The organism is Streptomyces kronopolitis (assembly GCF_014646275.1).
Lineage (GTDB): Bacteria > Actinomycetota > Actinomycetes > Streptomycetales > Streptomycetaceae > Streptomyces > Streptomyces kronopolitis.
This window is the reverse complement of the sequence record NZ_BMND01000001.1, coordinates 34,202-56,490: the sequence shown is the minus strand read 5'-3', so window position 1 is coordinate 56,490 and position 22,289 is coordinate 34,202. Positions and strand designations below refer to the sequence as shown.

Here is a 22,289-nt window from a genome sequence, read left to right as displayed (position 1 = left end):
CCGCCGCTCCCCCGTGCGGGCGGCGGCGCGTCACGGGCTCAGAGCGCGCCGGCGGCCCGGCGGTCGCGGCGCTGCTTGAGGTGGCCCGCGGCGGCGAACGCCCCGGCCACGACGGCCGTGCCGGCGAGCTGCTGGCGGCCCTGCGCACCGGCGCACATCACGGCGAAGACGCCGAGGATGGCGGCCAGCGCCAGCCAGGTCAGATACGGGAAGCCCCACATCCGCACGGAGAGCAGCTCGGGCTGCTCGCGCTCCAGGCGGCGGCGCATCCGGAGCTGGGTGAGGCAGACGACGGACCAGACGACCAGCACCGCGCAGCCCGCGATGTTCAGCAGCCAGGCGAACACCGTGGTCGGCCAGATGATGCCGGCGACCACGGCCGCGAAGCCGAACACGCAGGACGCCAGCACGGCGGCCGCCGGCACGCCGCGGGTGACCCGGCCGAGGAAGCGCGGCCCCTGGCCCCGGGTGACGAGGGAGAAGGCCATCCGCGACGAGCCGTAGATGTTGGCGTTCATCGCGGAGAGCAGCGCCACCAGCACCACGATCTGCATGATCGTGCCGGCGGCCGGGATGCCGAGCCGGTCGAGCACGGTGACGTAGGGGCCCTCCGTGGCGACCTTCGGGTTGTTCCACGGCACCAGGGTGACGACCACGGCCATGGAGCCGATGTAGAACACGGCGATGCGCCAGACGGCGGTCCGCACGGCGCGGGCCACGTTCCGGCTCGGGTGGTCGGACTCGGCCGCCGCGATGGTGACGGTCTCCAGACCGGCGAACCCGGAGATGGTGGTCAGCAGTCCGGCGGCGAGCCCGGCGGCGCCGGTCGGGAAGAAGCCGCCGTGGCCGGTGAGATGGCGGGTGCCGGGTGCGTCGCCGAACACCCCGAGGATGCCGAGCACGCCCAGCACCAGGAAGGCGACGATCGCGGTGACCTTGACGGCGGAGAACCAGAACTCGAACTCGCCGAAGTTCTTGACCGCGGTCAGGTTGCTGGCGCAGAAGAACACCATGAAGACCGCCACCCAGCCGTAGGCGGGGAGGAACGGCACCCAGCCGTGCATGATCGTGCCGGCCGCGGTGGCCTCGGCGGCCACCCCGGCGCAGAGCATCAGCCAGTACATCCAGCCCGAGGTGGACCCGGCCCACGCGCCGAGTTCCTCCTCGGCGTGCACCGAGAACGAGCCAGTGGAGGGGCGGGCCGCGGACATCTCGCCGAGCATCCGCATGATCAGCATGACCAGCGCGCCGGTACCGATGAAGAGCAGGACGATGGCCGGACCGGCCGCGGCGATACCGACGCCGGAGCCCACGAAGAGGCCCGCGCCGATGACCCCGCCGAGCGCGATCATCGACAGATGGCGCTGCTTGAGGCCGTGTGACAGCGCGGCTCCGCCGCTCTGCACGGCCTGCGGGGAGCCCTGGGGTGACGGGGTGTGTGTCCGACTCATGGTCGTGCCTGTTCATTACGTGAGACGTTCGGTGAGCCCCAAGAGTGTGAAGGGGGCACGAACCCGCAGGACGTGAACGCCCGCTATTCGGACGTTTCCGGCACACACCGTGAAGCGCGCGTCACGCAGTGAAGGGGGCGTGGAGCGCCCCGGCGCCCGTGGCGCCGCTCAGCGGCCCGGGGCGGGGGCGTACCGGCTGAGCAGCAGCGCGATGTCGTCCGTCCGGTGCGGGGCGCGCCGGGCATCCCGCAGCAGCCGGTCGGCCAGCTCCTCCAGGGAATCCGCGCGGGCATGGGCCAGTGTCGTGCGCAGCCGGTCGATGCCGCTGGTGATGTCCGACCCGCGCTGCTCCACCAGCCCGTCCGTGTACAGCGCCACGATCGAGCCGGGCGCCACGTGCAGTGCGCACTCCGGGTAGGCGGCCGTCTCCGCCACCCCGAGCAGCGGACCGCACGGCAGGTCCAGCGCCTCGGTGCCCCCACCGGGCCGGCGCAGCAGCGGCGGGCAGTGCCCCGCGAGGACCAGGCGGGCGGCTCCCGAGCCGGCGTCGAGCCGCAGATAGCAGCAGCTGGCGAGGGGGCCCGGGTTCAGGTCGAGCAGCAGCCGGTTGGTCCGGGAGATCACCTCACCCGGCTGCTGGCCCGCGGCGGCGAAGGCCCGTACCGCACTGCGCAGTTGGCCCATGACGGCCGCGGCGGCGACATTGTGCCCCTCGACATCGCCGACGATGAGCGCGACGCCGTCACGGGTGGGGATGACGTCGTACCAGTCGCCGCCGATGTCCATGCCGCGCGTCGCCGGGAGGTAGCGGCCGGCGACCCGGACGTCGGGCAGGGTGGGCAGCCGGTGCGGGAGCAGGGCGTCCTGCAGGCCGTGCGCCACGGCGAATTCGTCGTCGTAGAGCCGGGCGCGGCGCAGCGCGTGGCCGATCACCCCGCCCAGCGCGGTGAGGAGGTCCCGCTCGCCGTCCGGGAACCGGTGGGCCTCGTCGAAGCCGAGGACGCAGGCGCCCACGGGACGGCTGGAGGAGATGAGCGGCAGGAACGCCCAGGCACAGGAGGCGCTCGGCCGGACCCCCGGATAGGCCCGGGCGAACTCCTGCCGTGACTCGATGAACAGCGGGGCCCCGGCGAGCAGCACGTCCGACACGGGCACGCCGGCGCGCAGCGGCGAGCCCTCGAACCGGTCGAGCAGGCCCGTGGGGTAGCCGCGCTGCGAGAGCAGCTGCCAGCGGTGCTCGGACAGGAGGTACAGCGCCATCCGCTGGCCGCCGAAGGCGGGCAGCAGCTGCTCGGCGACGACATCGCACACCTCGTGGGCGGTGGCCGCCTCGGTCAGCGCGCTGCCGAGCTGGAGCACCCGGTAGAGCGTGCCCAGGCGGGGCGCGGGCGGCGACGGCGTGCCGACCGCCGCCTCCTCGGCGACCGCCGCCCCCGGTGCGGCATCGGCCGGGACCGGCCCCGTGACGCGGGCCGCCCAGCCCGTCATGCCGCGCGAGCCCGGGTGCAGGGAGAACACCAGCCACTGGTCGGGCGGCCGGCGGGCGAGGAAGGAGACGGGCTGCTGGGAGATCATGGTGGCCCGGTACCGGTCCTCGTAGGCGGGGTCGGCCAGCCATGGCAGGACCTCCCAGGGGCGCCGGCCGAGCAGGTCGTCGTGCCGGATGCGCAGCAGCCGCTCCAGGCCGTGGTTGGCATAGGTGACGCGCCCGTCGGGGGCGAGGGCGAAGAAGCCGTCCTCCAGCCGCTCGATCGCCTCCACGGCGGCCATGCCGGCTCCGGCGTCGAGGACGGCGCCCACCAGGTGGGCGCGGGCGCGCGGATCGGGGGCCTCCGGCACCCGGCCCCACAGCTCGACGGTCCGGTGGCCGTCGCCGTCCCGGATCCGCAGGGCGTGCGCCAGGACGTGGCCCTCCTCGACCGCGGTGCGGGCGGCGGAGCGCAGTCCGGGCAGCACCGCGTCGTCGATCCTGGCGGCCAGGGTGGCCGCCCGCCCGTCGAACGCGGCGGGGGCGATGCCGAAGATCGCGCAGAGTTCGTCGTCCGCCACGAGGGCTCCGCTGTCGAGGTCCCAGTCGAAGAGCCCCACCCGTACGGCCGGGGCGGGCCGCGTCGGCACCGCCACCGGGCCGGCTGACGCGTCGCTCTCGCCCAGCGCACCGCGGGACCGCAGCTCGGCGAGGGCGGCGCCGAGGCGGTCGGCCGTGGCGCGCAGCCGGCGCCGCTGCGCCTTCGACAGCCCTTGTGTGTCCGGTCCGGCCGCCCACACCACCGCCATCGACCCGAACACCGAATCCCCCGCCCCCACCTGCACGGAAGCGGATCCGAAGGCGTAGGGCAGCGCCATGGCGAGCTGCGGGAACCGCCGCATCGTCTCCTCGGCACCGGACAGATGGACCGTCCGCCCCGACCGGTAGGCCACCGCCACCGGGATGGCGCTGCTCACCGGAATCCGCCGCCAGCCGCCGAGCAGCGAGGGCGGCGTCCCGGACACCGCGCTGAGCACCAGCGAACGCCGGTCGGGCGAGACCAGGAACACGCTCCCCGCATGCGCCCCGGTCACCTCGACAGCCCGGGCGATCGCCCGGATCAGAGCATCGTCGCGCTCCGGGGTACCGCCGGGACGCACCGCCCCCGGCGGCTGCCCACTCGCCTCCGAACCACTGGGTGGCATGGCACCTTCCAGGGTGGCTGGATTCCCTTTCGCTGCTGTTTGTCCAGTTCAATTGTCGGTCGCGGGCGCGAGGGGCGCCGCTTCGCGGGCGGCGGAGCGGGCGTCCGGCACCCTCGGCGCCCTCGACACCCGGGCGAAGAGCACTGAATTATAAGAATTTGTGGCTTGCAGCCGCCAAATAGGGCGAAAGGCCTACACACGAGTAATTGCCCTAATCCATGGCTGATGTCCGAACTCCTCGACCGCATCGCCTCTCTTCCTGTGCACATCCAGATCTCCCGGGGCCCCGGGGGCATCGGTGCGAGGAGGAGCGATGGCAGGGCGGCGACGGCGGGTGCCCGCGAGCACGACCGGGCGGCGACGGCGGGTACCCGCGGGCAGGACCGGGCGGCGGGTCCGGTGGGGACGGCTGATAGCCGTGGTGGTCGCCTGCCTGCTGGTCGCGGGAGCCGCCCTGGGGTACTGGGTCTACGACCAGGCCGTCAACGGGGTGCGGACCTCGGACGCGCTCGGCGACAAGGGCGCCCGCTCGACGGGCGGGACCCAGAACATCCTGCTGATGGGCCTGGACAGCCGCAAGGACCTCAACGGCAATCCGCTGCCGAAGAAGATCCTGGAGCAGCTGCACGCCGGAGCCAGCAGCGAGGTCGGCGGCTACAACACCAACACGCTGATCCTGCTGCACATCCCGGGCGACGGAAGCCGGGCCACGGGCCTGTCGGTGCCGCGTGACGACCTCGTCGACGTCCCGGGGTTCGGCAAGCAGAAGATCAAGGAGGCGTACGGGCTCGCCAAGGCGCGCGAGGAGGACAGGCTCGCGGCGCAGGGGGTCAAGGACCACGCCGAGCTGGAGAGCAAGGGCCGGGAAGCCGGGCGCCGCACCGAGATCCAGACCGTGCGCACCTTCCTGGGCGTGCCCATCGACCACTTCGCGGAAGTCAATCTGGCCGGTTTCTACGATCTGGCCGGAGCGCTGGACGGCGTGGACGTGTGCCTGAAGCATCCGACGAAGGACAAGAACTCCGGAGCCGACTTCCCGGCCGGCCGCCAGACGCTGGACGCCCGGCAGTCCCTGGCCTTCGTACGCCAGCGGATGAACCTGCCCAAGGGCGATCTCGACCGCACCCGCCGGCAGCAGGCCTTCCTGCTGTCCGCCGTCCACAAGCTCGAATCCAGCGGCACGCTCGACAAGATCGGGCGCGCCTACTCCCTGCTCGACGCCGCCAAGCGGGACATCGTGATCGACAAGGGCTGGCCGCTGATGGACGCCGCCGACCAGATGAAGAAGCTGGCCGGCGGCAACGTCTCCTTCCAGACGCTGAAGATCAAGGGCTTCGGTACCTACCGGCAGCAGTCCGTGAACCTCGTCGACCCGCCGGCGGTCCGCCGGCAGGTGCAGGAACTGCTGCGCCCCGCGCCCTCCCCGCGTCCCTCATCCCCGCAGGGCGGAGGGTCGAAGCCCGCCGCCCCCTCACCCCGGCCGGACTCGGGTGACGCGACCTCGCTGGGAGGCGACGGCGCGCCCTGCGTCGACTGACGGGCCCCGCCCGCGCGGCACCACGCGGCCCCAACGGCGCCCGCACACAAGGAGGAAGAGGATGACGCGGCCACAGCGGCACTCGGTCGTCCGGTCGGGACGGGCCACCGGCCGTCGCGTCCCGCTGTGCGCCCTGGACACCACCATGGGCGCGGTCTCCACCGGCCGCGCGTTCTTCTTCCACGAGCGCCTGGACGGCACGGCGATGCGGGCCTCGCTGGCCCGAGTGCTGAGCTCCTATCCGCTGTTGAGCGGCCGGGCGGAGCGCGATGCGCACGGCGTCCTCCAGGTGCGGTGCGATGACTCCGGCGTGCCCTTCGAGGAGGAGGACGCGCCGCCCGTCGCGGGAGTTCGCCCCTCGGCCGCGGGCGGGCATCCGCCGCTGCGCGCCGTCCTGCCGAAGGCCTCGCCCGTCCGGCTCGTGGGGCAGGGCGTGCCCCTGCTCGCGGTGAAGCTCACCCATCCGGCCTCGGGCGGCACGGTGCTGGGCGTGCACATGAAGCACGTACTGGCGGACGGACCGGCCTATACGCAATTCCTGCTGGACTGGGCCGCCGAACACCGCGGCCTTCCGCACCCTGCGCCGTGCCACGACCGCCGGCTGCTCGACGGCCTCGCGGACGGCGCCCCGCTCGGCGCCAGGGACCACAACAGCCGCTTCACCGTGGCCTCGCGGCGGGAGAAGTACGCGCTGCTGAGCCGGATGACGCTGACCGCGCACAAACTCGGCACCGCGACCTTCCGCTTCGATGCCGCGGAACTCCAGGCGATGAAGCAAGCGGCCACCGACCAGCTCCCGCACGGCTGGATCTCCACCAGCGACGCGCTCACCGCGCACCTGTGGCACGCCCTCGGCCGGCTACGGGACCGGTCACCCGGCTGCGTCGAACGTCTCGGCGTCCTCGTCGATTTCAGCGGCTATCTGCGCGACCTCCCCGCCAACTACTGGGGAAACACGATCACCTGCGCCGAACTGCGCATGACGGCCCGCGACATACGGAACTGCCCGCTGGGGACGACGGCACGGCTGATCCGGGAGAGCCTGTCGCAGAACATCGCCGACCAGGCCCGGGACGACCTCGCCTATCTGGTGGAGCAGCGCACGGCCGGCCGGGACCGCAGGGTGCTGCCCCGGATGCTCTACCGCGCCTACACCGACATGCTCCAGGTGAACGACCGGGCCAAACTCCCCTTCTACACAATCGACTTCGGCGGCGGGACGCCCTACCGCTGCGAGCTGCCGCCGGTGCCCATCCCCTGGGCCGCGCAGATCATGCCGACGCCGGAGCGGGACGGGTCCCGCGAGGTGCACCTCAGCCTGCCCCGGGCCGCGGCGGACGCCCTGAGCGGGGAGCGGTTCTGGCAGGCGCAGCTGCACAAGTACGGGTGACGGTCCCGGCGGCATCCCGTGTGCACAGAAGGGCGGTGGCCCGCGGGACGTACCCGCGGGCCACCGCCCTGGTCTCTGCCGTCCGGACCGCCTCTGACCGTGGGACCGGGTGGCATCGTCACCGGAAGAAGGCCTCCTTGGCCTGGGTCGCGGCCTGGCGCAAGTCGCCCGAGCTGCGTGCGGCGCGGCCCTTCGCGGCCATCCGCTCGTTGCCCATGGCACGGCCCAGGGCTTCCTCGGCGGCGCCCTTGGCCTGCTTGGTCCTGGCCGTCATCTTGTCGGTGGCGGTCATGGTCGCACTCCTTCTCGCGTTGGCGTGTTTCCCTGACACAAGATCGCCTGCCCTTGCCTCCTCGGCCCAAACACCCACACGTACAAGGGGATCCACGCGCTCTTCGGCCCCTCGTCCCTCTCGTCTCGGGCTCCGGGTCAGTCCTGGGAGATGTCGGCGCTGACGATGACGCCGTCGGAGACCGTGTAGGTCCCGTGGTACACCCGGACCGAACCGTCGCTCTGGGTCGCGTGGAGCACGGCGTCGACCCTCCCGGCGCTGTCGGCGTTCACCGCGGTGAGCGCGATGTACGAGGTCGAGGCGAAGCCCGAGGACCACGTGGAGAAGGAACTGCCGCCGATGTTCTTGCCGCCGAGGTCCCAGGCCGCCGTGAAATCACGTGCGTTGATGTCCTGGTAGTACTCCCGCACGGTCGCACTCGCGTCCTCGGCGGACGGCGAACTCGCCGGCGCGGTGGGGGTGTCGCCGACGGTCGGCAGCGAGGTGTCGGGCACGGCGGGCGCATAGGTGTCGGTCGGGGGCGCGGAGGGCGAGAACGGCTCCGCGGACGGCGTGCCCGCCGGGACCGGGTCGTCCGCCTGGTAGGACGGTTCGGAGGACGTGCCGGTGAGCAGATAGGCGGTCACCCCGCCCGCCACCAGCAGCCCCGCCACCAGCCACAGCAGCCACAGCGGGAGGGCGGTGGCCCCGATCCGGACGTAGCCGTGGCGGGCGGGGGCCCATGCGGGCGGTGCCGCCGGGGGTGACACGACGCCATCGGGCGGCATGCCGCAGTTCGGGCAGGAGGACGCGGCCGGGTCCTCACGGCGCGCGCCGCAGTAGATGCAGGTGGACACGGTCATCTCCCCCGGAGTACCTCACGTTCGTCGGATCCTGGCCTTCGCGCGGCAACTACAGCCCGCGGACCGCCTCTTCGATCGTCGCCGCCAGGGACGCCAGCGCCGTGAACCCCGGCACCGCGTCGACGAGCCCCTTGGCGAACAGCTTCAGCGTGCCCCGGCGCGGCTTCTCCGAGGTGGCCTCGTCGCGGGCGTCCTCCGCGGCCTCGATCAGGTCGGCGCGGTCGGGGTGCTCCGAGCGGCCGAGTTCGTCGATCAGCCGGGAGAGCAGGGCGCCGAGGTCCTCCGTCGAGGGCTGCTGCCCGCCGTGCTGAGTCAGCCCGCTGTCCCGCACCTCGGCGCGCGCGTTCCGGCCGCTGGCCACGGCGTTGCCGACGACGTTCGAGCCGCCGGTCGCGATGATTCCGTCGTTCCTCTGCATGGTGATTCCCCATCCCTATGCGGTTCTCAGTCCAGGTTGAGCAGCGGGATCTTGCCCAGCACCGTGGAGACGCGGGACCGCTCGCCGGAGGCGACGGCGCTGGATTCCACCCGCCCTCCGCCGGCCGCGATGATGCCGTTGTTGATGATCATTTGCTGGCGCTGCACCAGCTCGCCCACGTCGATGCCGTGCTCCTCGGCGAACTCCACGAGGGCGTCCAGGACCCGCTTCTCGACCGTCTTGACGACCATGCCGCTGTCGGCCTTCTGGAAGTAGCGGCTGTGCTCCGTGGCCGCCGCCTGCCGGCGCACGCTCTGCCTGGCCCCGTAGTCGAAGCGGCGCAGCCGGGTGATCAGCTTGTGCTGCCGGCGCAGGCGCCGGGACAACCCGTAGTCGGGCGCGAACCCGGAGACCGCCCGCGCGGGCGCGGCCAGCAGCACGAACACCGTGCTGACCAGCGTCTCCGACAGCAGCGTGCAGACCTCGCGGAAGGACGGGCTGGGCATCAGGGTGTCGATGACGCGGTAGCGGTCGCGCAGTGGGTACAGCACCGTCGGGACCGCTTCCACGAAGAGGTGCGAGTCCGAGCGGACGAAGCGCAGGAAGAGCGAGGTGACCGCCTCGCCGCCCCAGCCGGTGGAGTGCACGGCCAGGTAGGGGCGGGCGCCCTCCTCGGGGGTGCGCTTGAGCGAGTCCAGCAGCGCGGACGGGATCCGGGCGACCGGCCGGCCGAGCGGATCGGGCAGGAACCGCCGGTCGTCCAGGAGGGATCCGCCGTCGACGAAGACCCGTTCCTCGATCTCCAGGCAGGGCAGGGCGAGGGTGGCGACCCGTTCGGCGATGTGGGTGTAGAGGTCCGCCACGTCGAACTCCCGCGGCCGGCCCTCCGGTCGGCCGGAGGTGGTGACATCGAAGGTCAGGGACCACGAGTCGCGGGGGAAGCCGTAGCCGATGAACGGTGAATAGCCGCTGTAGGCGGTGACGTTCCCGCCGGCGTAGGCGCCGATCTGCCGCAGGCGGGTGGCGATGTCGTCGTTGAGCGGTGCGGGCGCGTCCGCGGGGTCGAAGCGGTCCGGGCGCAGGCTCTGCAGATGGCGGCCGTAGCGGGTCGACAGCTCGAAGGAGAACAGGGTGACCCAGGCGAGGAACAGCGACAGCAGCGTGAGGCCGCCGTCGCCGACCCAGAGGGTGAAGACGAGGGCCAGCAGGAGCAGGACGGTCAGGACGAGGTCCCGGCCGTGGCGGCGGGTGTTGGCGAGGTAGGCGTGCCGCAGTGCCACGGGGACGTCGCATGCCGGGGCGGGCGCCACCCCCAGCCGGGGTTCCGCGGCGACCTGCCTGATGAGCGACCTGGCGTATTCGCGGTCCAGGTAGGCGGCCGCGCAGATGTACCGGGTCACGTCGCGGCCCTTGCCCCACGTCGGCACGGCGGTGCGGTCGCGGCCGGCTTCCGTGGCGAGCGGTGCGGTGGCCGCGGTCAGCGTCTCCGGCGCGGGGCCGGCGGGCATCGGAATCGTCGCGGTCCGGTCGCCGGGCCCCGCCGCCGCACCGCACGTGCCGCACGTCGCTGCCCCCGGATCCAGGCCCCGGCCGCATCCTGCGCACGCTGTCGAATGCGTCATCGCTCCCCCATGAAATGAGACGGCCGCACGTCCGAAAAGTGCACCACAAAGACAGCTGAGGAGACGTCAGAGTCACTCTTCGAGTCACTACCGTTACAGAACACCGGTCTCGCGGCCGCCGCCGTGCCCGGCGCGCGGCGCCCGGCGAGCGGCACCGGGCGGTCCGGAGGCAGGATGGCCTGGGTGGCCGTCGTCGCACGCGGGTGCGGGTGACACGCCCGGGTCCGTGCGGCGCGTGGGCGGACCGGGTCCGGGGCAGGGCTGCGGACAGCCACTCTGAAAACCGATCGGCACGAAGGAAGAGCAGGAAGAGGGAGCCCGATGCGTATCGCGCTGTGCCAGATGACGGCATCGACCGATCCGAAGCAGAACCTCGCGGCGGTGCAGGAGCACGTGCGTCGTGCGGCACGCGAGGGGGCCCATCTGGTGGCCCTTCCCGAGGCGGCCATGGTGCGGTTCGGCGAGCCGCTCGCCGAGGTGGCCGAGCCGCTGGACGGGCCGTGGGCCGAGGGGGTGCGCGCGGTGGCCCGGGAGACCGGGGTGACGGTGGTGGCGGGCATGTTCACCCCGGCCGGCGACGGGCGGGTGGCCAACACCCTGCTGGCCACCGGACCCGGGGTCGAGGCGTCCTACGACAAGATCCATCTGTATGACGCGTTCGGCTTCCGGGAGTCCGACACGGTCGCGCCGGGCGACCGCGTGGTGACCATCGACGTCGAAGGGGTCCGGGTGGGCCTGGCCACGTGCTACGACCTGCGCTTCCCCGAGCTGTTCCGGGCGCACGCGGACGCCGGGGCCACGGTGTCCGTCCTGCCCGCCTCATGGGGCGCCGGGCCGGGCAAGCGGGCGCAGTGGGATCTGCTGGTGCGCGCCCGCGCCCTGGACGCGACGGTGTGGGTGGCGGCCGTCGACCAGTCCGCCCCGGACCCCTCGGTCGATCCGGACGCCCCCGCGAAGCTGCCGCACGGCGTCGGGCACAGCGCGCTGATCGGCCCCGACGGGACGGTGCGCGGCCAACTGGGCGCCGCGCCCGACCTGCTGGTCGGGGAGGTGGACGCCGAGGAGGCGCTCCGCGTGAGGCGGGCCGTGGCGGTGCTGGACAACCGGCAGCTGTAGGGGCCGGCCGCGGCGGTCAGTCGGCCAGGAGGACGCGCCGGGTCGCCTGGAGGTGGCTGTCGATGGCCGCGCAGGCGGCCGCGGCGTCCCCGGCGGCCAACCCGTCGAGGATGCGGCGGTGTTCGGCGAGGATCTCGTCCCGGCGGTGGCCCGAGCCGTGGTGGCCGGGCGCGCCGGCCCGGGTCTGACGGCTGCGCAGCGCGTCGTACTCGCGGCACATCAGCGTGTTGCCGACAGCGGCGACCAGGCTGGCGTGGAAGCGGTGGCCGGCGGCGAGGAACTCGGCGGCACCGGACTCGCCGCGCAGCGCCTCCTGCCGGTCCAGGTGGCCGGCCATCTCCTCGACGGGTGCGGTGCCCCGGCCGGTCGTGCACTGCGCGGCGAAGCGCTCGATCAGGCCGCGCATCTCGATCAGTTCACCGATCTCCCGGCCGGAGAGCGGGGCGATGTGCGCGCCGCGCTTGGGGACCAGCCGCACCAGGTCCTCGGCGGCGAGCAGCAGCAGGGCCTCGCGGATCGGGGTGCGGGACACGCCGATCCGGTCGGCGATCTCCTGCTCGGACAGGAAGCGGTCCCGCATCGCCGGGTCGGTCAGCACACTCTCCTTGAGATAGGCGTAGGCCCGCTCGCGCCCCGACTGCATCGCCCGCACTCCCCACTCGTGACATCCCGCCAGGAATCCCCCATACGGCCTGTATGCGCAGGCTACACGGTGGGCCCGAGGTCAACGCCCGGTGGTCCGCACCTGCCCTGACGGTGCGTCATGGAGGCCGAGCCGCAGATGTTCGACGTGGAAGAGCGCCTGGTCGAGGAGTTCGGCGACATGGTGGTCGTAGAGCGTGTAGACGATCGAGCGGCCGTGGCGTTCGCCGGTGACCAGGCCGAGGTTGCGCAGCAGCCGGAGCTGGTGGGAGCAGGCGGACTGCTCCATCCCGACGGCGGCGGCGAGATCGCCGACCGCGCAGGGGCTCTCCTGGAGGCGGGCGAGGATGCGCAGCCGCGAAGGGGTCGACAGGGCCTGGAGGGTGGCGGCGACCTCCGCGGCTCCCACCGCGTCCAATCGTTCGCGGGTGGTGGTGCGGTGGTCATCCATGCGGTGGCCCATGGTGCCATCTTAACGACGACATATGAAGACTTCTTCACCTATTCCTGGCAGGGTGCCTCCTCCCCCGCCAGGCGGTCGGTGACCCACTGATGGAAGACGCCGATGTGGTGCTCGCTGGGCACCAGCACCCCGCCGGCGCGGTACGCACGGGAGTGCATGGCCGGCTGGGTGCGCTCGCAGGCGTCGAAGTCCTGGGCGTTGACCCGGTGGAAGAGCTCGACGGACTTGGAGACATCGGCGCCGGAGGCGACGACCTCGGGCAGATACAGCCAGTCGCACTCGACCACGGTGCGGTCCGGCGCCATCGGGAACATCCGGTGGACGATGACGTGGTCCGGGACGAGGTTCACGAACACCTGCGGGCGGACGGTGATCGCGTAGTAGCGGCGGTCCTGGGTGTCCTCGATACCGGGGAGCCGGCCGAAGCCCTCGGTGCCGTCCACGGTGAAGCCGGTGGCCTCCTCGGCGAAGGCCGCGCCGTGGCCGACGTAGTACTGGGCGGCGAAACCGTCGGCGAACTCCGGCAGCACCTCGGTGAGTTCGGGGTGGATGGTGGCGCAGTGGTAGCACTCCATGAAGTTCTCGATGATGAGCTTCCAGTTGGCCGCCACGTCATAGGTGCGGCGCGCGCCGAGGGCGAGGCCCTCGGTGCGGTAGCGGTCGAGGGAGGCGGCGTCCCCCAGCCGCTCGACGGCCGCGCCGATCACGGTGTCCTCGAAGGACGGGGGTTCCTCCGCCAGGCACACCCAGGCGTAGCCGAGCCACTCCCGCAGCGGGACGGCGACCAGCGCGCGCTCGCCGCGGTCCACGTCCGGCATCTTCTGGAGGTTGGGGGCGGCGACCAGGCGGCCGTCGAGGTCGTAGGTCCAGGCGTGGTACGGGCATTGGAGATTGCGTCGGACCTCGCCGGACTCCTCGGTGCACAGCTGCGCGCCGCGGTGCCGGCAGACGTTGAGGAAGGCGCGCAGGGCGCCGGTGCGGTTGCGGGTGATCAGTACGCTCTCCCGGCCGACCCGGACCGTGCGGAAGGCGCCGGGCCGCTCCAGGTCGGCGCTGCGGACCGCGCAGAACCACAGCCGCTCGAAGATCTTCTCCTGTTCCTGGCGGAAGATCTCCGGGTCGGTGTAGTGGTGGCCGGCGAGGGTGGCGAGGAGGCTGGGCGTGGCCGCGGCGGCGGGCGCGGCGGCCGCGGACGGGGCGGGTGTGGTCGTCATATCCGGTCTCCTCAGAGAGCCGCGGCGGCGGGCCGGCGGGGGTCGAACAGCTCGATGGGATGTGCGGTGGCACCGGTCAGCGCGAGATCGGCGACGATCTCACCGACCACCGGCACGAACTTGAAGCCGTGGCCGGAGAATCCGCAGGCGACGGTCACCGTCTCCGGGTGCGCGGGGTGCCGGGTGATCACGAAGTGCTCGTCGGGGGTATTGGAGTACATGCAGGTGGCGGCCTTGAGGAAGCGGCCGGGGAGGGCGGGCAGACGCGGGGCGAGTTGCTCGGCCATGGCGCGCACCTCGTCCTCGTGCACGGTGCGTTCGATGGTCTCGGGGGTGCAGACGGTGCCCTTGCGGAAGAAGGCGACCTTGGCGCCGCCGCGGGGGCCGTCGATCGCGGGGAAGCCGTAGATCTGCACGCCCCGGTCGTCCTCCCAGATGTAGATCGGGTGCCGGTCCGGGACGAAGGGCGCGGTGCCGCCGTCGGGGGCGAACCAGTACATGACCTGCCGCTCGATGGTGAACGGCACCCCGAGGTCGGTGAGCAGAGCGGGTGCCCAGGCGCCGGGGCAGATCACCAACTGCCCCGCGGTGTAGGTGTTCTCGGGGGTGTGGACCCGGACCCCGGAGCCGCCGGGCAGCTCTTCCCAGCGGGTGACCGGCTCCTCGAAGTGCAGCTCGGCGCCGTCCTGGACGGCGAGCTGCACATGGGCGGCGACGGTGTACTCCGGCCGGACCAGGCCCGCCCGCGCCTCGTACAGCGCGATCTCGTCGTCGGCCGGGGTGAGCGTCGGGAAGCGGCGGCGGATCTCCCCGGCGTCCAGCACCTCGTGCGGGAGGTCCCACTGCACGGCGGACTCCAGACTGCCGCGCACCGTACGGCTGTCGGGGCGGCCGACCATCACCCCGCCGCAGAGGGTGGCGATCTCCCGGCCGGTGTCCCGCTCCAGCTTCGCGTACAGCTCGTAGGAGCGCAGCAGCAGCGGGACGTAGGCCGGGTCCTCGAAGTAGGACTGCCGGGTGATGCGCGAACCGCCGTGGCTGGAGCCGAGGTTGTGCACCGGGCCGAACTTCTCCAGGCCCAGGACCCGGGCGCCGCGGGCGGCGAGATGGTGGGCGGCGGCGCTGCCCATGCCGCCGAGGCCGAGGACGATGACGTCGTAGGTGGGAGCCATGCGGTTGCTCCTTCTGCGTACGGGGACGGGTGCGGCGTACGGGGAGTGTGGCGATGCCCCCCTAGCGGCGGATGCGCTCCATCTGCGGGTCGAAGAGCGGCTCGTGGGCGACGGTGGCGGGGATCTTCTCACCGAAGTACTCGATGTGGACGGCGGTGCCGGGGACCGACACGGCGGCCGGCAGCCAGGCATAGGCGATGCCGCGGCCGAGGGTGTAGCCGTAGGCGGCGGAGGTGACGTAGCCGACCGGGGCGCCGTCGGCATGGACCGGTTCCTTGCCGAGGACGACGGCCGAGGGGTCGTCGAGCGTGAGGCAGCTGAGCCTGCGCGGCACGGTGTCCTCGCTGATGCCCGCCAGCGCGTCCCGCCCGAGGAAGTCGCCCTTGTCGGGGCGGACGGCGAAGCCGACACCGGCCTCGTACGGGTTGTGCTCGGTGGTCATGTCATGGCCCCAGGCGCGGTACCCCTTCTCCAGGCGGAGGCTGTTGAAGGCGCTGCGCCCGGCCGCGATCACCCCGTGCTCCTGCCCGGCCGCCCAGAGCGTGTCCCACAGGCGCAGTCCGAGGTCGGCGGTGGTGTACAGCTCCCAGCCGAGTTCGCCGACGTAGCTGAGCCGCATCGCGGTGACCGGGACATGGCCGAGGTAGGTGTGCCTGGCGCGGAAGTAGCCGAAGGCCCGGTGGGAGAAGTCGTCACGGGTGAGCGGCTGGACGAGGTCGCGGGCCAGCGGGCCCCAGACGCCGATGCAGCAGGTGCCGGAGGTGATGTCGCGGACCTGGACGCCCTCGTCCGGGGCGTGCCGCAGCAGCCAGTCGAGGTCGGCTCCGCTGTTGGCGCCGACCTGGAAGCGGTCGGGGGCGAGCCGGGCGACGGTGAGGTCGGAGCGGATGCCGCCGGCCTCGTCCAGGAGCAGGGTGTAGGTGACCGCGCCCGGCTTCTTCGCGAGGTTGTTGCTGGTCATGCGCTGGAGGAAGGCGAGGGCGCCGGGCCCGGTGACCTCCAGGCGGCGCAGCGGGGTCATGTCGTACAGGGCGACCCGCTCGCGGGTGGCCTTCGCCTCGGCGGCGGCGATCGGCGACCAGTAGCGGGCCGACCAGGCGTCGCGCGCGGGGAGTTCGAGTCCCTCCGCGAGCGGGGCGTTGGCCTCGTACCAGTGCGGGCGCTCCCAGCCGCCGCCCTCCAGAAAGTACGCGCCGAGTTCCTGCTGCCGGGGGTAGAAGGGGCTGGTGCGCAGCGGGCGCGGCTGCTCGACGGGTTGCAGCGGGTGGATGACGTCGTAGACCTCGACGAAGCTCTGGGCGCCGCGGTCGGCGAGGTAGGCGGGCGAGCGCTGGGCGTCCTCGAAGCGGTAGAGGTCGCACTCGTGGAGGTCGGTCGCGGGCCGCCCGTCGGTCATCCACTCGGCGACGGCCCGGGCGACGCCCGCGGAGTGGGTGACCCAGACCGCCTCGGCGAGCCAGAATCCGCGCAGCTCCCGGGATTCGCCGAGGACCGGCATGCCGTCGGGGGTGAAGGAGAAGACGCCGTTGAAGCCCTCGGCCACCCGGGAGTCCGCCAGCGCGGGCAGCAGGCCGACGCTGTCCTGCCAGCTCGGGGCGAAGTCGTCCGGGGTGAAGGGCAGGGACGAGGGCATGGTGGGGGCGTCGTCGTAGGCGGGGACGGTGAAGGGGTCGACGGGCATCGGGCGGTGGGCATAGGAGCCGATGCCCAGGCGGGTGCCGGCGGCGTCGAGGTGTTCGCGGAAGTAGATGTCGCGGTCCTGGAAGCGCAGGATCGGCAGGCTCTCCTCGGTGCGCGCCTCGTCGGTCCGTGCCTCATCGGTCCGTGCCTCGTCGACGCGGGCGAGCCCGGGCAGCGGTTCCGTGGTGGCGTACTGGTGGGCCAGCGGGAGGAGCGGGACGTCCACCCCGGCCATCGCACCGATCACCGGGCCCCAGAAGCCGGCGGCCGAGACGACGTGGTCGGCGGGGAAGGTGCCGCGGTCGGTGACCACGCCGGTGACCCGGCCGTCCGCCTGCTCGATGCCGGTGACGGTGTGCCGCGCCAGGAAGCGGGCGCCGCGGCTCTCGGCGCGGGCGATCTGCGCGCGGCAGGCGAGCACCGCGCGGGCCAGTCCGTCGCCGGGGGTGTGGAATCCGCCGTACAGCCGGGTCTCGTCCAGCATCGGCCACAGCTCCTTGCACCGCTGCGGGGTGAGCAGCTCACCGGGTACGCCCCAGGAGGCGGCGAGTCCGGCCTTGCGGTGCAGGTCGGCCCAGCGGGCCTCGGTGGTGGCTACCTCCAGCCCGCCCACCGCGTGGAAGCAGGGCTGCCCGTCGACGTCGAGGGAGCCGAACTTCTCGACGGTGTAGGCGGCGAACTCGGTCAGGGTCTTGGACGGGCCGGTCCGGAAGACCAGGCCGGGCGCGTGCGAGGTGGAGCCGCCGGGGGCCGGCAGCGGGCCCTGTTCGAGGACGGTGACCTCGGTCCAGCCGCGGGCGGTCAGCTCGTCGGCGAGGGAGGCGCCGACGATGCCGGCACCGATGACAACCACACGGGAACGGTGGGCGGGCGTGCGGGACATGCCCCTCCTCCTGCTGCTGGTCGGGGTGGTCGGGCGGGTGGTACGGGCGTGGTGGCCCAGGGGCCCTGTAACGCCGTTACAGGACCACGACGGAGCGCAGGACGGTGCCGTCGCGCATCTTGTCGAACGCGGACTCCACCTCGTCCAGGGTGATCGTCTCGGTGACGAAGCCGTCGAGGTCGAGCCGCCCGCTGAGGTAGCGGTCGATGAGGACGGGGAAGTCGCGGCTGGGCAGGCAGTCGCCGTACCAGGACGACTTCAGCGCGCCGCCGCGCGAGAAGAGATCGAGCAGCGGCAGCTCGACGCGCATGCCGGGTTCGGGGACGCCGACCTGGACCAGCGTCCCGGCCAGGTCGCGCATGAAGAAGCCCTGGGTGTAGGTCTCGGGGCGGCCCACCGCGTCGATCACCACATCCGCGCCGTGGCCGCCGGTGAGGCCGCGGACCGCCTCGACGGGGTCCGTGCCGCGGGAGTTGACGGTATGGGTGGCGCCGAAGCGGGTGGCGCCGTCCAGCTTGCGGTCGTCGATGTCGACGGCGATGATCCGGCGCGCGCCGGCGACCGAGGCACCGGCGATCGCCGCGTTGCCGACTCCGCCGCAGCCGATGACGGCGACGGTGTCCCCGCTGCCCACCGCGCCGGTGTGCACGGCGGCGCCGTATCCGGCCATCACCCCGCAGCCGATCAGTCCGGCGGCCTCGGGGCGGGCGTGCGGGTCGACCTTGACCGCCTGTCCGGCGGCGACCAGCGTCTTCTCGGCGAAGGCGCCGATGCCGAGCGCGGGGCTGAGCGGGGTGCCTGCCCCGGACTTCGTCCGGGAGGTTCCGTCGAGCAGGGTCATCGATTGGGCGGCGTTGCGGGAGTCGAAGCAGTACCAGGGCCGACCGCGGCGGCAGGAACGGCAGTTGCCGCAGGGCGCCCGCCAGGCGAGGACGACGAAGTCACCGGGTGCGAGAGCGGTGACCCCGGGGCCGACGTCCTCGATCACCCCGGCCGCCTCGTGGCCGAGCAGGAAGGGGAACGCGTCGCTGATCGCGCCGTCCCGGTAGTGCAGGTCGGTGTGGCAGACCCCGCAGGCCTGCACGGTGACCAGTACCTCTCCCGGGCCGGGGTCCGGGACCAGGATCGTCCGCGACTCGACCGGTGCGCCGTGTTCCGCCGCGACGACGGCCTGGACCTCGTGTGGCATGCGCTACCCCTTCGTGTTGCGTACTGCACGACTCGTTGCGCGATGAGAGACATAGTGAGAACGCCGACCGGCACCGTCAAGGGGGTGCGGGCGCGCTCTTCACGCCATGGCCGGCATTTCCCCGGACCGCTTGACGCGTGGGCCGCGCGACTGGATTCTGTTGCGCATAGCGCTCCGTCGTGCGCACCGCGAAACTCGATGATCCAGGGGGTCCCGTGATTCCTGTCTGCCGTCTCGCCGATCTGCCCGCCGGCGAATCCGTACGCATCGACACCGCACCGCCGATCGCCGTCTTCCACGCCGAGGGTCAGCTCTACGCGATCGACGACACCTGCACCCACCAGGACGCCTCCCTCGCGGACGGCTGGCTGGAGGGCTGCCTGGTCGAATGCCCGCTGCACGCCGCGGCGTTCGACCTGCGCACCGGGGCGGCGACCTGCCTGCCCGCCCGCCGGGCCGTGCGCACCCACCCCGTGACCGTCGAGGACGGCATGATCTACGTCCAGCACGCCGCCGAGGAGGGCACCGCCGCATGAAGTCGGTCGCTGTCATCGGAGCCTCGCTGGCCGGCCTCTACGCCGCCCGGGCCCTGCGCGCCGAGGGGTTCGACGGCCGGCTGGTGATCGTCGGGGACGAGCACCACGGCCCCTACGACCGCCCGCCGCTGTCCAAGGGCCTCCTCACCGGCGCGACGGGCCCGGACCAACTGGCCCTGGCCGACGCCGAGGAGATCGCCGAACTCGACGCCGAATGGCTGCTGGGCACCGAGGCCACCGGGCTCGACACCGGCGGGCGCGCGGTGCTCCTCGACGGCGGCCGCAGGCTGACCACCGACGGCGTGGTGCTCGCCACCGGCGCCGCCCCGCTCCGGCTGCCCGGCCCGGCGCCGGCCGGCGCGCACACCCTGCGCACCCTCGACGACGCGCAGGCCCTGCGCGCGGACCTGACGCGCGGCCCGGTCCGGGTCGTGGTGATCGGCGGCGGCTTCATCGGCGCCGAGGTCGCCTCGTCCTGCGCCGCTCTCGGACATCACGTCACCGTGGTCGAGGCCGCCCCGCTCCCCCTCGTCCCCCAGCTCGGCGACGCGATGGCCGGCGTCTGCGCCGCCCTCCACGCCGACCACGGCGTCACCCTGCGCACCGGAACCGGGGTCGCCCGGCTGCACGGCGAGGGCTCCGGGGGCCGGGTCAGCGGGGTCGAACTGGCCGACGGCCGGCTGCTTCCCGCCGAGGTGGTGGTCACCGGCATCGGCGTCCGGCCCCGCACCGCCTGGCTGGCGGGCTCGGGGCTGCCGCTCGACGACGGGGTCCGCTGCGACGCGGGCTGCGCCACCCCGCTGCCCCAGGTCGTGGCGGTGGGCGATGTCGCCAGGGTGGACGGCACCCGCGCCGAGCACTGGACCAGCGCCACCGAACAGGCCGCCACGGCCGCGCACAACCTGCTGGCCGGACGCACCGCCAGGACCCACCGCGGCGTCCCGTACTTCTGGTCCGACCAGTACGGCGTGCGCATCCAGTTCGCCGGCCGACGGCTGCCCGGCGACACCCCGCGCGTCCTGGAGGGCTCGCCCGACGACCGCAGCTTCCTCGCCTGCTACGAACGCGACGGGCACCCCACCGCGGTCCTCGCCCTCAACCGCCCGCGCCCCTTCATGCGGCTGCGCCGCACCCTGGCCCGCGCCGCGCAGCCGGCCACCACCTGACCGCCCGGGCGCCGCGCACCGGCGGCGCCTCAGCCCTCCGCGCCGTCGCGCGGCGCGATGCGGTAGCGGAACGCGGCACCGCCCGGGTCGCCCGCCGTCGCCCCGCCGTCGACGGTCAGCACCGCGCCGTTGACGAAGGAGGCGGCGGGCGAGAGCAGCCAGCAGATCGCCTCCGCGACCTCCCGCGGCTCCCCGGGGCGGCCCGCCGGCAGCAGCCGGGTGACCTCCTCGTACGCGGCGTCCACCCCGCCCGCCAGCCCGGCCTCCTCGGCGAAGCGCGCCATCCGCCCGTCGGCCAGCCCGGTCCGCACCCAGCTGGGGCAGACGATGTTGGCGCGCAGCCCGTCCCGCCCGTAGTCGACGGCGAGCGAGCGGCAGAGCTGGAGCAGGGCCGCCTTGGACGTGGCATAGGCGGCGTTGCCGTGGCCGTTGCGCAGCGCGGCGACCGAGGCGACGGCGACGACCGCGCCACGGGCCGCCAGCAGGTGCGGGAGCGCGGCGCGTTGCAGCAGGAAGGGGCCGGTGACATTGGTGGCCATGACGGCCTGCCAGTCCTCCATGGACAGCTCACCGACCGGGCCGCCGCGGGCGATCCCGGCGTTCAGCACCAGCCCGTCGAGCCGCCCGTACGCGGACACGGCCGCCTCGACCAGGCCTCGCACCGCGTCGGGGTCGGCGACGTCGGCGGGGTGCGCCAGCGCCCCGGTCTCCTCGGCGAGGCGGTGCAGCGGCTCCGGGCGGCGACCGGAGATCACCACCCGGTGCCCGGCCGCCCGCAGCAGCCGCGCGGTGGCCGCGCCGATGCCCGTGCCGCCGCCCGTCACCAGGACAACTCGTTCATGCGTCATGGTCGTTCACGCCTCCGGTCCCAGGGGTGTCGTCCGTCCGCGCCCGCCCGCGCCCTCATGTGCCTTGCTGGCCGGGCGAGGAGAGGGGCGGAATGGTGGAGGTGGTGGCCTCCCACTGGCTGAGGATGCCGTCCCAGTCGTGCTGGGCGGCGGTGATGGCGTTGGCGTCCCAGGTGCCCTGGGAGGGCTGCTGGTAGTAGTGCTGCTGTGGTTGCTGCTCGTATACCCGGTACTCCTGATACTGCTGGTACTGCTGCTGTTCCGGGTAGTTCTGATACGGGTGTTGCTTCCAGGGTTCCTGTTCATAGTGCTCTCGTGCCTGCGGGGGCCGCTCATGCCAGGCCGCATGGGGAGATTCGGTCTGCGGGGTGGGAGGCGAGACGTTGACGAGGCGGCGGTGCCGGCCGATCCGGTCCGGCGGCGGCGCGGGTCGGCTCTCGGCCGTGAGCTGCTGTGCCCGCGCCACCAGGATCCGTACGTCGAGACCGAGTTCGCAGGCCAGCGCGGTGAGGTCGACCCCGGCCTGCCAACTGCTCATCAGGACCGCGTCCAGGGCCGGCGCCCAGGCCGGTTCGGCGGGCGGGGACATGGCGGGCTGGGGCGCGGGGGCCGGGGCCGGAGCGGGCCCGGCTGCCGGACTCGCGGCCGGTGGACTGGCGCTGGGTTGACCCGCGGGGGACGGGCCCGCGGGGGCTGCGGCGGCCGGCTGCGCGGGGGGTTGCTCGCACGCGGGCTGGGACAGCAGACTCTGGGCGACCGCACGGGCGTCGTCCTTGCCCACCGTGCGCCGGGCCAGGCGCACTTCGCGCTCCTCCAGGCCGAGCAGGTCCGCCACCACGGCGTCGCTGCCCACGGTCACGGCGAAGGCGGCCAGGGTCCGCGAACGACGGGCCTCGGCCTCGTCGAGGAGTCCCTGCGTACGGCGGACCTCGTCATCGCTGCTGCAAAACGCCTGTGCGAGTACCGCGTGGCGCTCCCACAACTCCCTCGGTTCCATGACTGCGACAACGTTCCTTCGTCCGTATTGGACTGCTTCCCAGCTATAGATCACTGCATAAGGTGATATTCGAGAGAGATACGCCCCCGCCTCCACGGGGGATTCCGCGGCAGCTGAAAAAATACGTCGTGACCACATGCCGGAAGAATCGTTTCTAC

19 protein-coding genes are annotated in these 22,289 nt (G+C 73.1%); 5 read left to right on the top strand and 14 right to left on the bottom strand.

All coding sequences use genetic code 11. The features are described from left to right. Positions 1-38: 38 nt before the first annotated feature. Entirely contained in the window at positions 39-1,451 is a 1,413-nt protein-coding gene (locus IEY78_RS00255) for an amino acid permease (RefSeq protein WP_189095231.1), read from the bottom strand. Positions 1,452-1,619: 168 nt separating this feature from the next. Beyond that, positions 1,620-4,124: a SpoIIE family protein phosphatase gene (locus tag IEY78_RS00250; protein WP_189095229.1), complete on the bottom strand. Its 2,505-nt coding sequence runs from the start codon at positions 4,122-4,124 to the stop codon at positions 1,620-1,622. Positions 4,125-4,437: 313 nt separating this feature from the next. On the opposite strand from IEY78_RS00250, the gene IEY78_RS00245 reads away from it, so the two are divergent. Then, positions 4,438-5,661 (top strand): LCP family protein, encoded by a 1,224-nt coding sequence (locus IEY78_RS00245; protein WP_229699597.1) that lies wholly within the window; start codon positions 4,438-4,440, stop codon positions 5,659-5,661. A 61-nt stretch (positions 5,662-5,722) separates the two neighbouring features. Beyond that, on the top strand, positions 5,723-7,051 hold the full coding sequence (locus IEY78_RS00240) for an acyltransferase (protein ID WP_189095227.1): 1,329 nt from the start codon (positions 5,723-5,725) through the stop codon (positions 7,049-7,051). Between the two features lie 118 nt (positions 7,052-7,169). Here IEY78_RS00240 and IEY78_RS00235 read toward each other — a convergent pair whose 3' ends face one another. The 4 genes from IEY78_RS00235 to IEY78_RS00220 form a co-directional block, all read right to left on the bottom strand. Next, on the bottom strand, positions 7,170-7,343 hold the full coding sequence (locus IEY78_RS00235; RefSeq protein WP_189095226.1) for a CsbD family protein: 174 nt from the start codon (positions 7,341-7,343) through the stop codon (positions 7,170-7,172). Between the two features lie 137 nt (positions 7,344-7,480). After that, positions 7,481-8,179, bottom strand: a complete 699-nt coding sequence (locus IEY78_RS00230; RefSeq protein WP_229699596.1) for a hypothetical protein — start codon at positions 8,177-8,179, stop codon at positions 7,481-7,483. Positions 8,180-8,234: 55 nt separating this feature from the next. Continuing rightward, positions 8,235-8,603 carry a hypothetical protein gene (locus IEY78_RS00225; RefSeq protein ID WP_189095224.1) on the bottom strand — a complete coding sequence of 123 codons (369 nt, stop codon included), beginning with the start codon at positions 8,601-8,603 and terminating at the stop codon, positions 8,235-8,237. 26 nt (positions 8,604-8,629) lie between these two features. After that, on the bottom strand, positions 8,630-10,111 hold the full coding sequence (locus IEY78_RS00220; protein ID WP_189095223.1) for an AbeC-like domain-containing protein: 1,482 nt from the start codon (positions 10,109-10,111) through the stop codon (positions 8,630-8,632). 435 nt (positions 10,112-10,546) lie between these two features. Between IEY78_RS00220 and IEY78_RS00215 the strand changes: the two genes are divergently transcribed. Next, complete coding sequence (locus IEY78_RS00215) at positions 10,547-11,341, top strand: carbon-nitrogen hydrolase family protein (protein ID WP_189095222.1); 795 nt, start codon at positions 10,547-10,549, stop codon at positions 11,339-11,341. Positions 11,342-11,357: 16 nt separating this feature from the next. Here the strand turns inward: IEY78_RS00215 and IEY78_RS00210 are convergent, their stop codons facing one another. The 6 genes from IEY78_RS00210 to IEY78_RS00185 form a co-directional block, all read right to left on the bottom strand. Next, positions 11,358-11,984 carry a GntR family transcriptional regulator gene (locus tag IEY78_RS00210; RefSeq protein ID WP_189095221.1) on the bottom strand — a complete coding sequence of 209 codons (627 nt, stop codon included), beginning with the start codon at positions 11,982-11,984 and terminating at the stop codon, positions 11,358-11,360. An 81-nt stretch (positions 11,985-12,065) separates the two neighbouring features. Beyond that, positions 12,066-12,446, bottom strand: coding sequence for an ArsR/SmtB family transcription factor (locus IEY78_RS00205; RefSeq protein WP_189095220.1), 381 nt, complete (start codon positions 12,444-12,446; stop codon positions 12,066-12,068). A 38-nt stretch (positions 12,447-12,484) separates the two neighbouring features. Then, positions 12,485-13,660, bottom strand: coding sequence for an aromatic ring-hydroxylating oxygenase subunit alpha (locus IEY78_RS00200; RefSeq protein ID WP_189095219.1), 1,176 nt, complete (start codon positions 13,658-13,660; stop codon positions 12,485-12,487). Positions 13,661-13,671: 11 nt separating this feature from the next. Continuing rightward, on the bottom strand, positions 13,672-14,832 hold the full coding sequence (gene solA, locus IEY78_RS00195; protein WP_189095218.1) for an N-methyl-L-tryptophan oxidase: 1,161 nt from the start codon (positions 14,830-14,832) through the stop codon (positions 13,672-13,674). A 61-nt stretch (positions 14,833-14,893) separates the two neighbouring features. Beyond that, entirely contained in the window at positions 14,894-17,395 is a 2,502-nt protein-coding gene (locus tag IEY78_RS00190; RefSeq protein WP_189095217.1) for a GcvT family protein, read from the bottom strand. A gap of 76 nt (positions 17,396-17,471) precedes the next feature. Then, positions 17,472-18,584 (bottom strand): S-(hydroxymethyl)mycothiol dehydrogenase, encoded by a 1,113-nt coding sequence (locus IEY78_RS00185; RefSeq protein WP_189095216.1) that lies wholly within the window; start codon positions 18,582-18,584, stop codon positions 17,472-17,474. 215 nt (positions 18,585-18,799) lie between these two features. Between IEY78_RS00185 and IEY78_RS00180 the strand changes: the two genes are divergently transcribed. Beyond that, positions 18,800-19,120, top strand: a complete 321-nt coding sequence (locus IEY78_RS00180) for a bifunctional 3-phenylpropionate/cinnamic acid dioxygenase ferredoxin subunit (RefSeq protein ID WP_189095214.1) — start codon at positions 18,800-18,802, stop codon at positions 19,118-19,120. After that, a complete protein-coding gene (locus tag IEY78_RS00175) occupies positions 19,117-20,286 on the top strand; it encodes an NAD(P)/FAD-dependent oxidoreductase (protein ID WP_189095213.1) in 1,170 nt (389 codons plus the stop codon). The genes IEY78_RS00180 and IEY78_RS00175 overlap by 4 nt, the downstream gene beginning before the upstream one ends. Before the next feature lie 29 nt (positions 20,287-20,315). Here IEY78_RS00175 and IEY78_RS00170 read toward each other — a convergent pair whose 3' ends face one another. Then, entirely contained in the window at positions 20,316-21,134 is an 819-nt protein-coding gene (locus IEY78_RS00170) for an SDR family NAD(P)-dependent oxidoreductase (RefSeq protein ID WP_189095211.1), read from the bottom strand. A 55-nt stretch (positions 21,135-21,189) separates the two neighbouring features. Further along, positions 21,190-22,131 (bottom strand): hypothetical protein, encoded by a 942-nt coding sequence (locus IEY78_RS00165; RefSeq protein ID WP_189095209.1) that lies wholly within the window; start codon positions 22,129-22,131, stop codon positions 21,190-21,192. Positions 22,132-22,289 lie beyond the last annotated feature (158 nt).

What these genes read in the sequence shown, in the direction of transcription:
- IEY78_RS00250 (WP_189095229.1), bottom strand. Translation starts at nt 4,124, where the DNA reads ATGCCACCCAGTGGTTCGGAGGCGAGTGGGCAGCCGCCGGGGGCGGTG.
- IEY78_RS00245 (WP_229699597.1), top strand. Translation starts at nt 4,438, where the DNA reads ATGGCAGGGCGGCGACGGCGGGTGCCCGCGAGCACGACCGGGCGGCGA.
- IEY78_RS00200 (WP_189095219.1), bottom strand. Translation starts at nt 13,660, where the DNA reads ATGACGACCACACCCGCCCCGTCCGCGGCCGCCGCGCCCGCCGCCGCG.
- IEY78_RS00170 (WP_189095211.1), bottom strand. Translation starts at nt 21,134, where the DNA reads ATGACGCATGAACGAGTTGTCCTGGTGACGGGCGGCGGCACGGGCATC.
- IEY78_RS00215 (WP_189095222.1), top strand. Translation starts at nt 10,547, where the DNA reads ATGCGTATCGCGCTGTGCCAGATGACGGCATCGACCGATCCGAAGCAG.
- IEY78_RS00185 (WP_189095216.1), bottom strand. Translation starts at nt 18,584, where the DNA reads ATGCCACACGAGGTCCAGGCCGTCGTCGCGGCGGAACACGGCGCACCG.
- IEY78_RS00205 (WP_189095220.1), bottom strand. Translation starts at nt 12,446, where the DNA reads ATGGGCCACCGCATGGATGACCACCGCACCACCACCCGCGAACGATTG.
- IEY78_RS00175 (WP_189095213.1), top strand. Translation starts at nt 19,117, where the DNA reads ATGAAGTCGGTCGCTGTCATCGGAGCCTCGCTGGCCGGCCTCTACGCC.
- IEY78_RS00220 (WP_189095223.1), bottom strand. Translation starts at nt 10,111, where the DNA reads ATGCCCGCCGGCCCCGCGCCGGAGACGCTGACCGCGGCCACCGCACCG.
- IEY78_RS00225 (WP_189095224.1), bottom strand. Translation starts at nt 8,603, where the DNA reads ATGCAGAGGAACGACGGAATCATCGCGACCGGCGGCTCGAACGTCGTC.
- solA (WP_189095218.1), bottom strand. Translation starts at nt 14,832, where the DNA reads ATGGCTCCCACCTACGACGTCATCGTCCTCGGCCTCGGCGGCATGGGC.
- IEY78_RS00165 (WP_189095209.1), bottom strand. Translation starts at nt 22,131, where the DNA reads ATGGAACCGAGGGAGTTGTGGGAGCGCCACGCGGTACTCGCACAGGCG.
- IEY78_RS00255 (WP_189095231.1), bottom strand. Translation starts at nt 1,451, where the DNA reads ATGAGTCGGACACACACCCCGTCACCCCAGGGCTCCCCGCAGGCCGTG.
- IEY78_RS00240 (WP_189095227.1), top strand. Translation starts at nt 5,723, where the DNA reads ATGACGCGGCCACAGCGGCACTCGGTCGTCCGGTCGGGACGGGCCACC.
- IEY78_RS00235 (WP_189095226.1), bottom strand. Translation starts at nt 7,343, where the DNA reads ATGACCGCCACCGACAAGATGACGGCCAGGACCAAGCAGGCCAAGGGC.
- IEY78_RS00210 (WP_189095221.1), bottom strand. Translation starts at nt 11,984, where the DNA reads ATGCAGTCGGGGCGCGAGCGGGCCTACGCCTATCTCAAGGAGAGTGTG.
- IEY78_RS00190 (WP_189095217.1), bottom strand. Translation starts at nt 17,395, where the DNA reads ATGTCCCGCACGCCCGCCCACCGTTCCCGTGTGGTTGTCATCGGTGCC.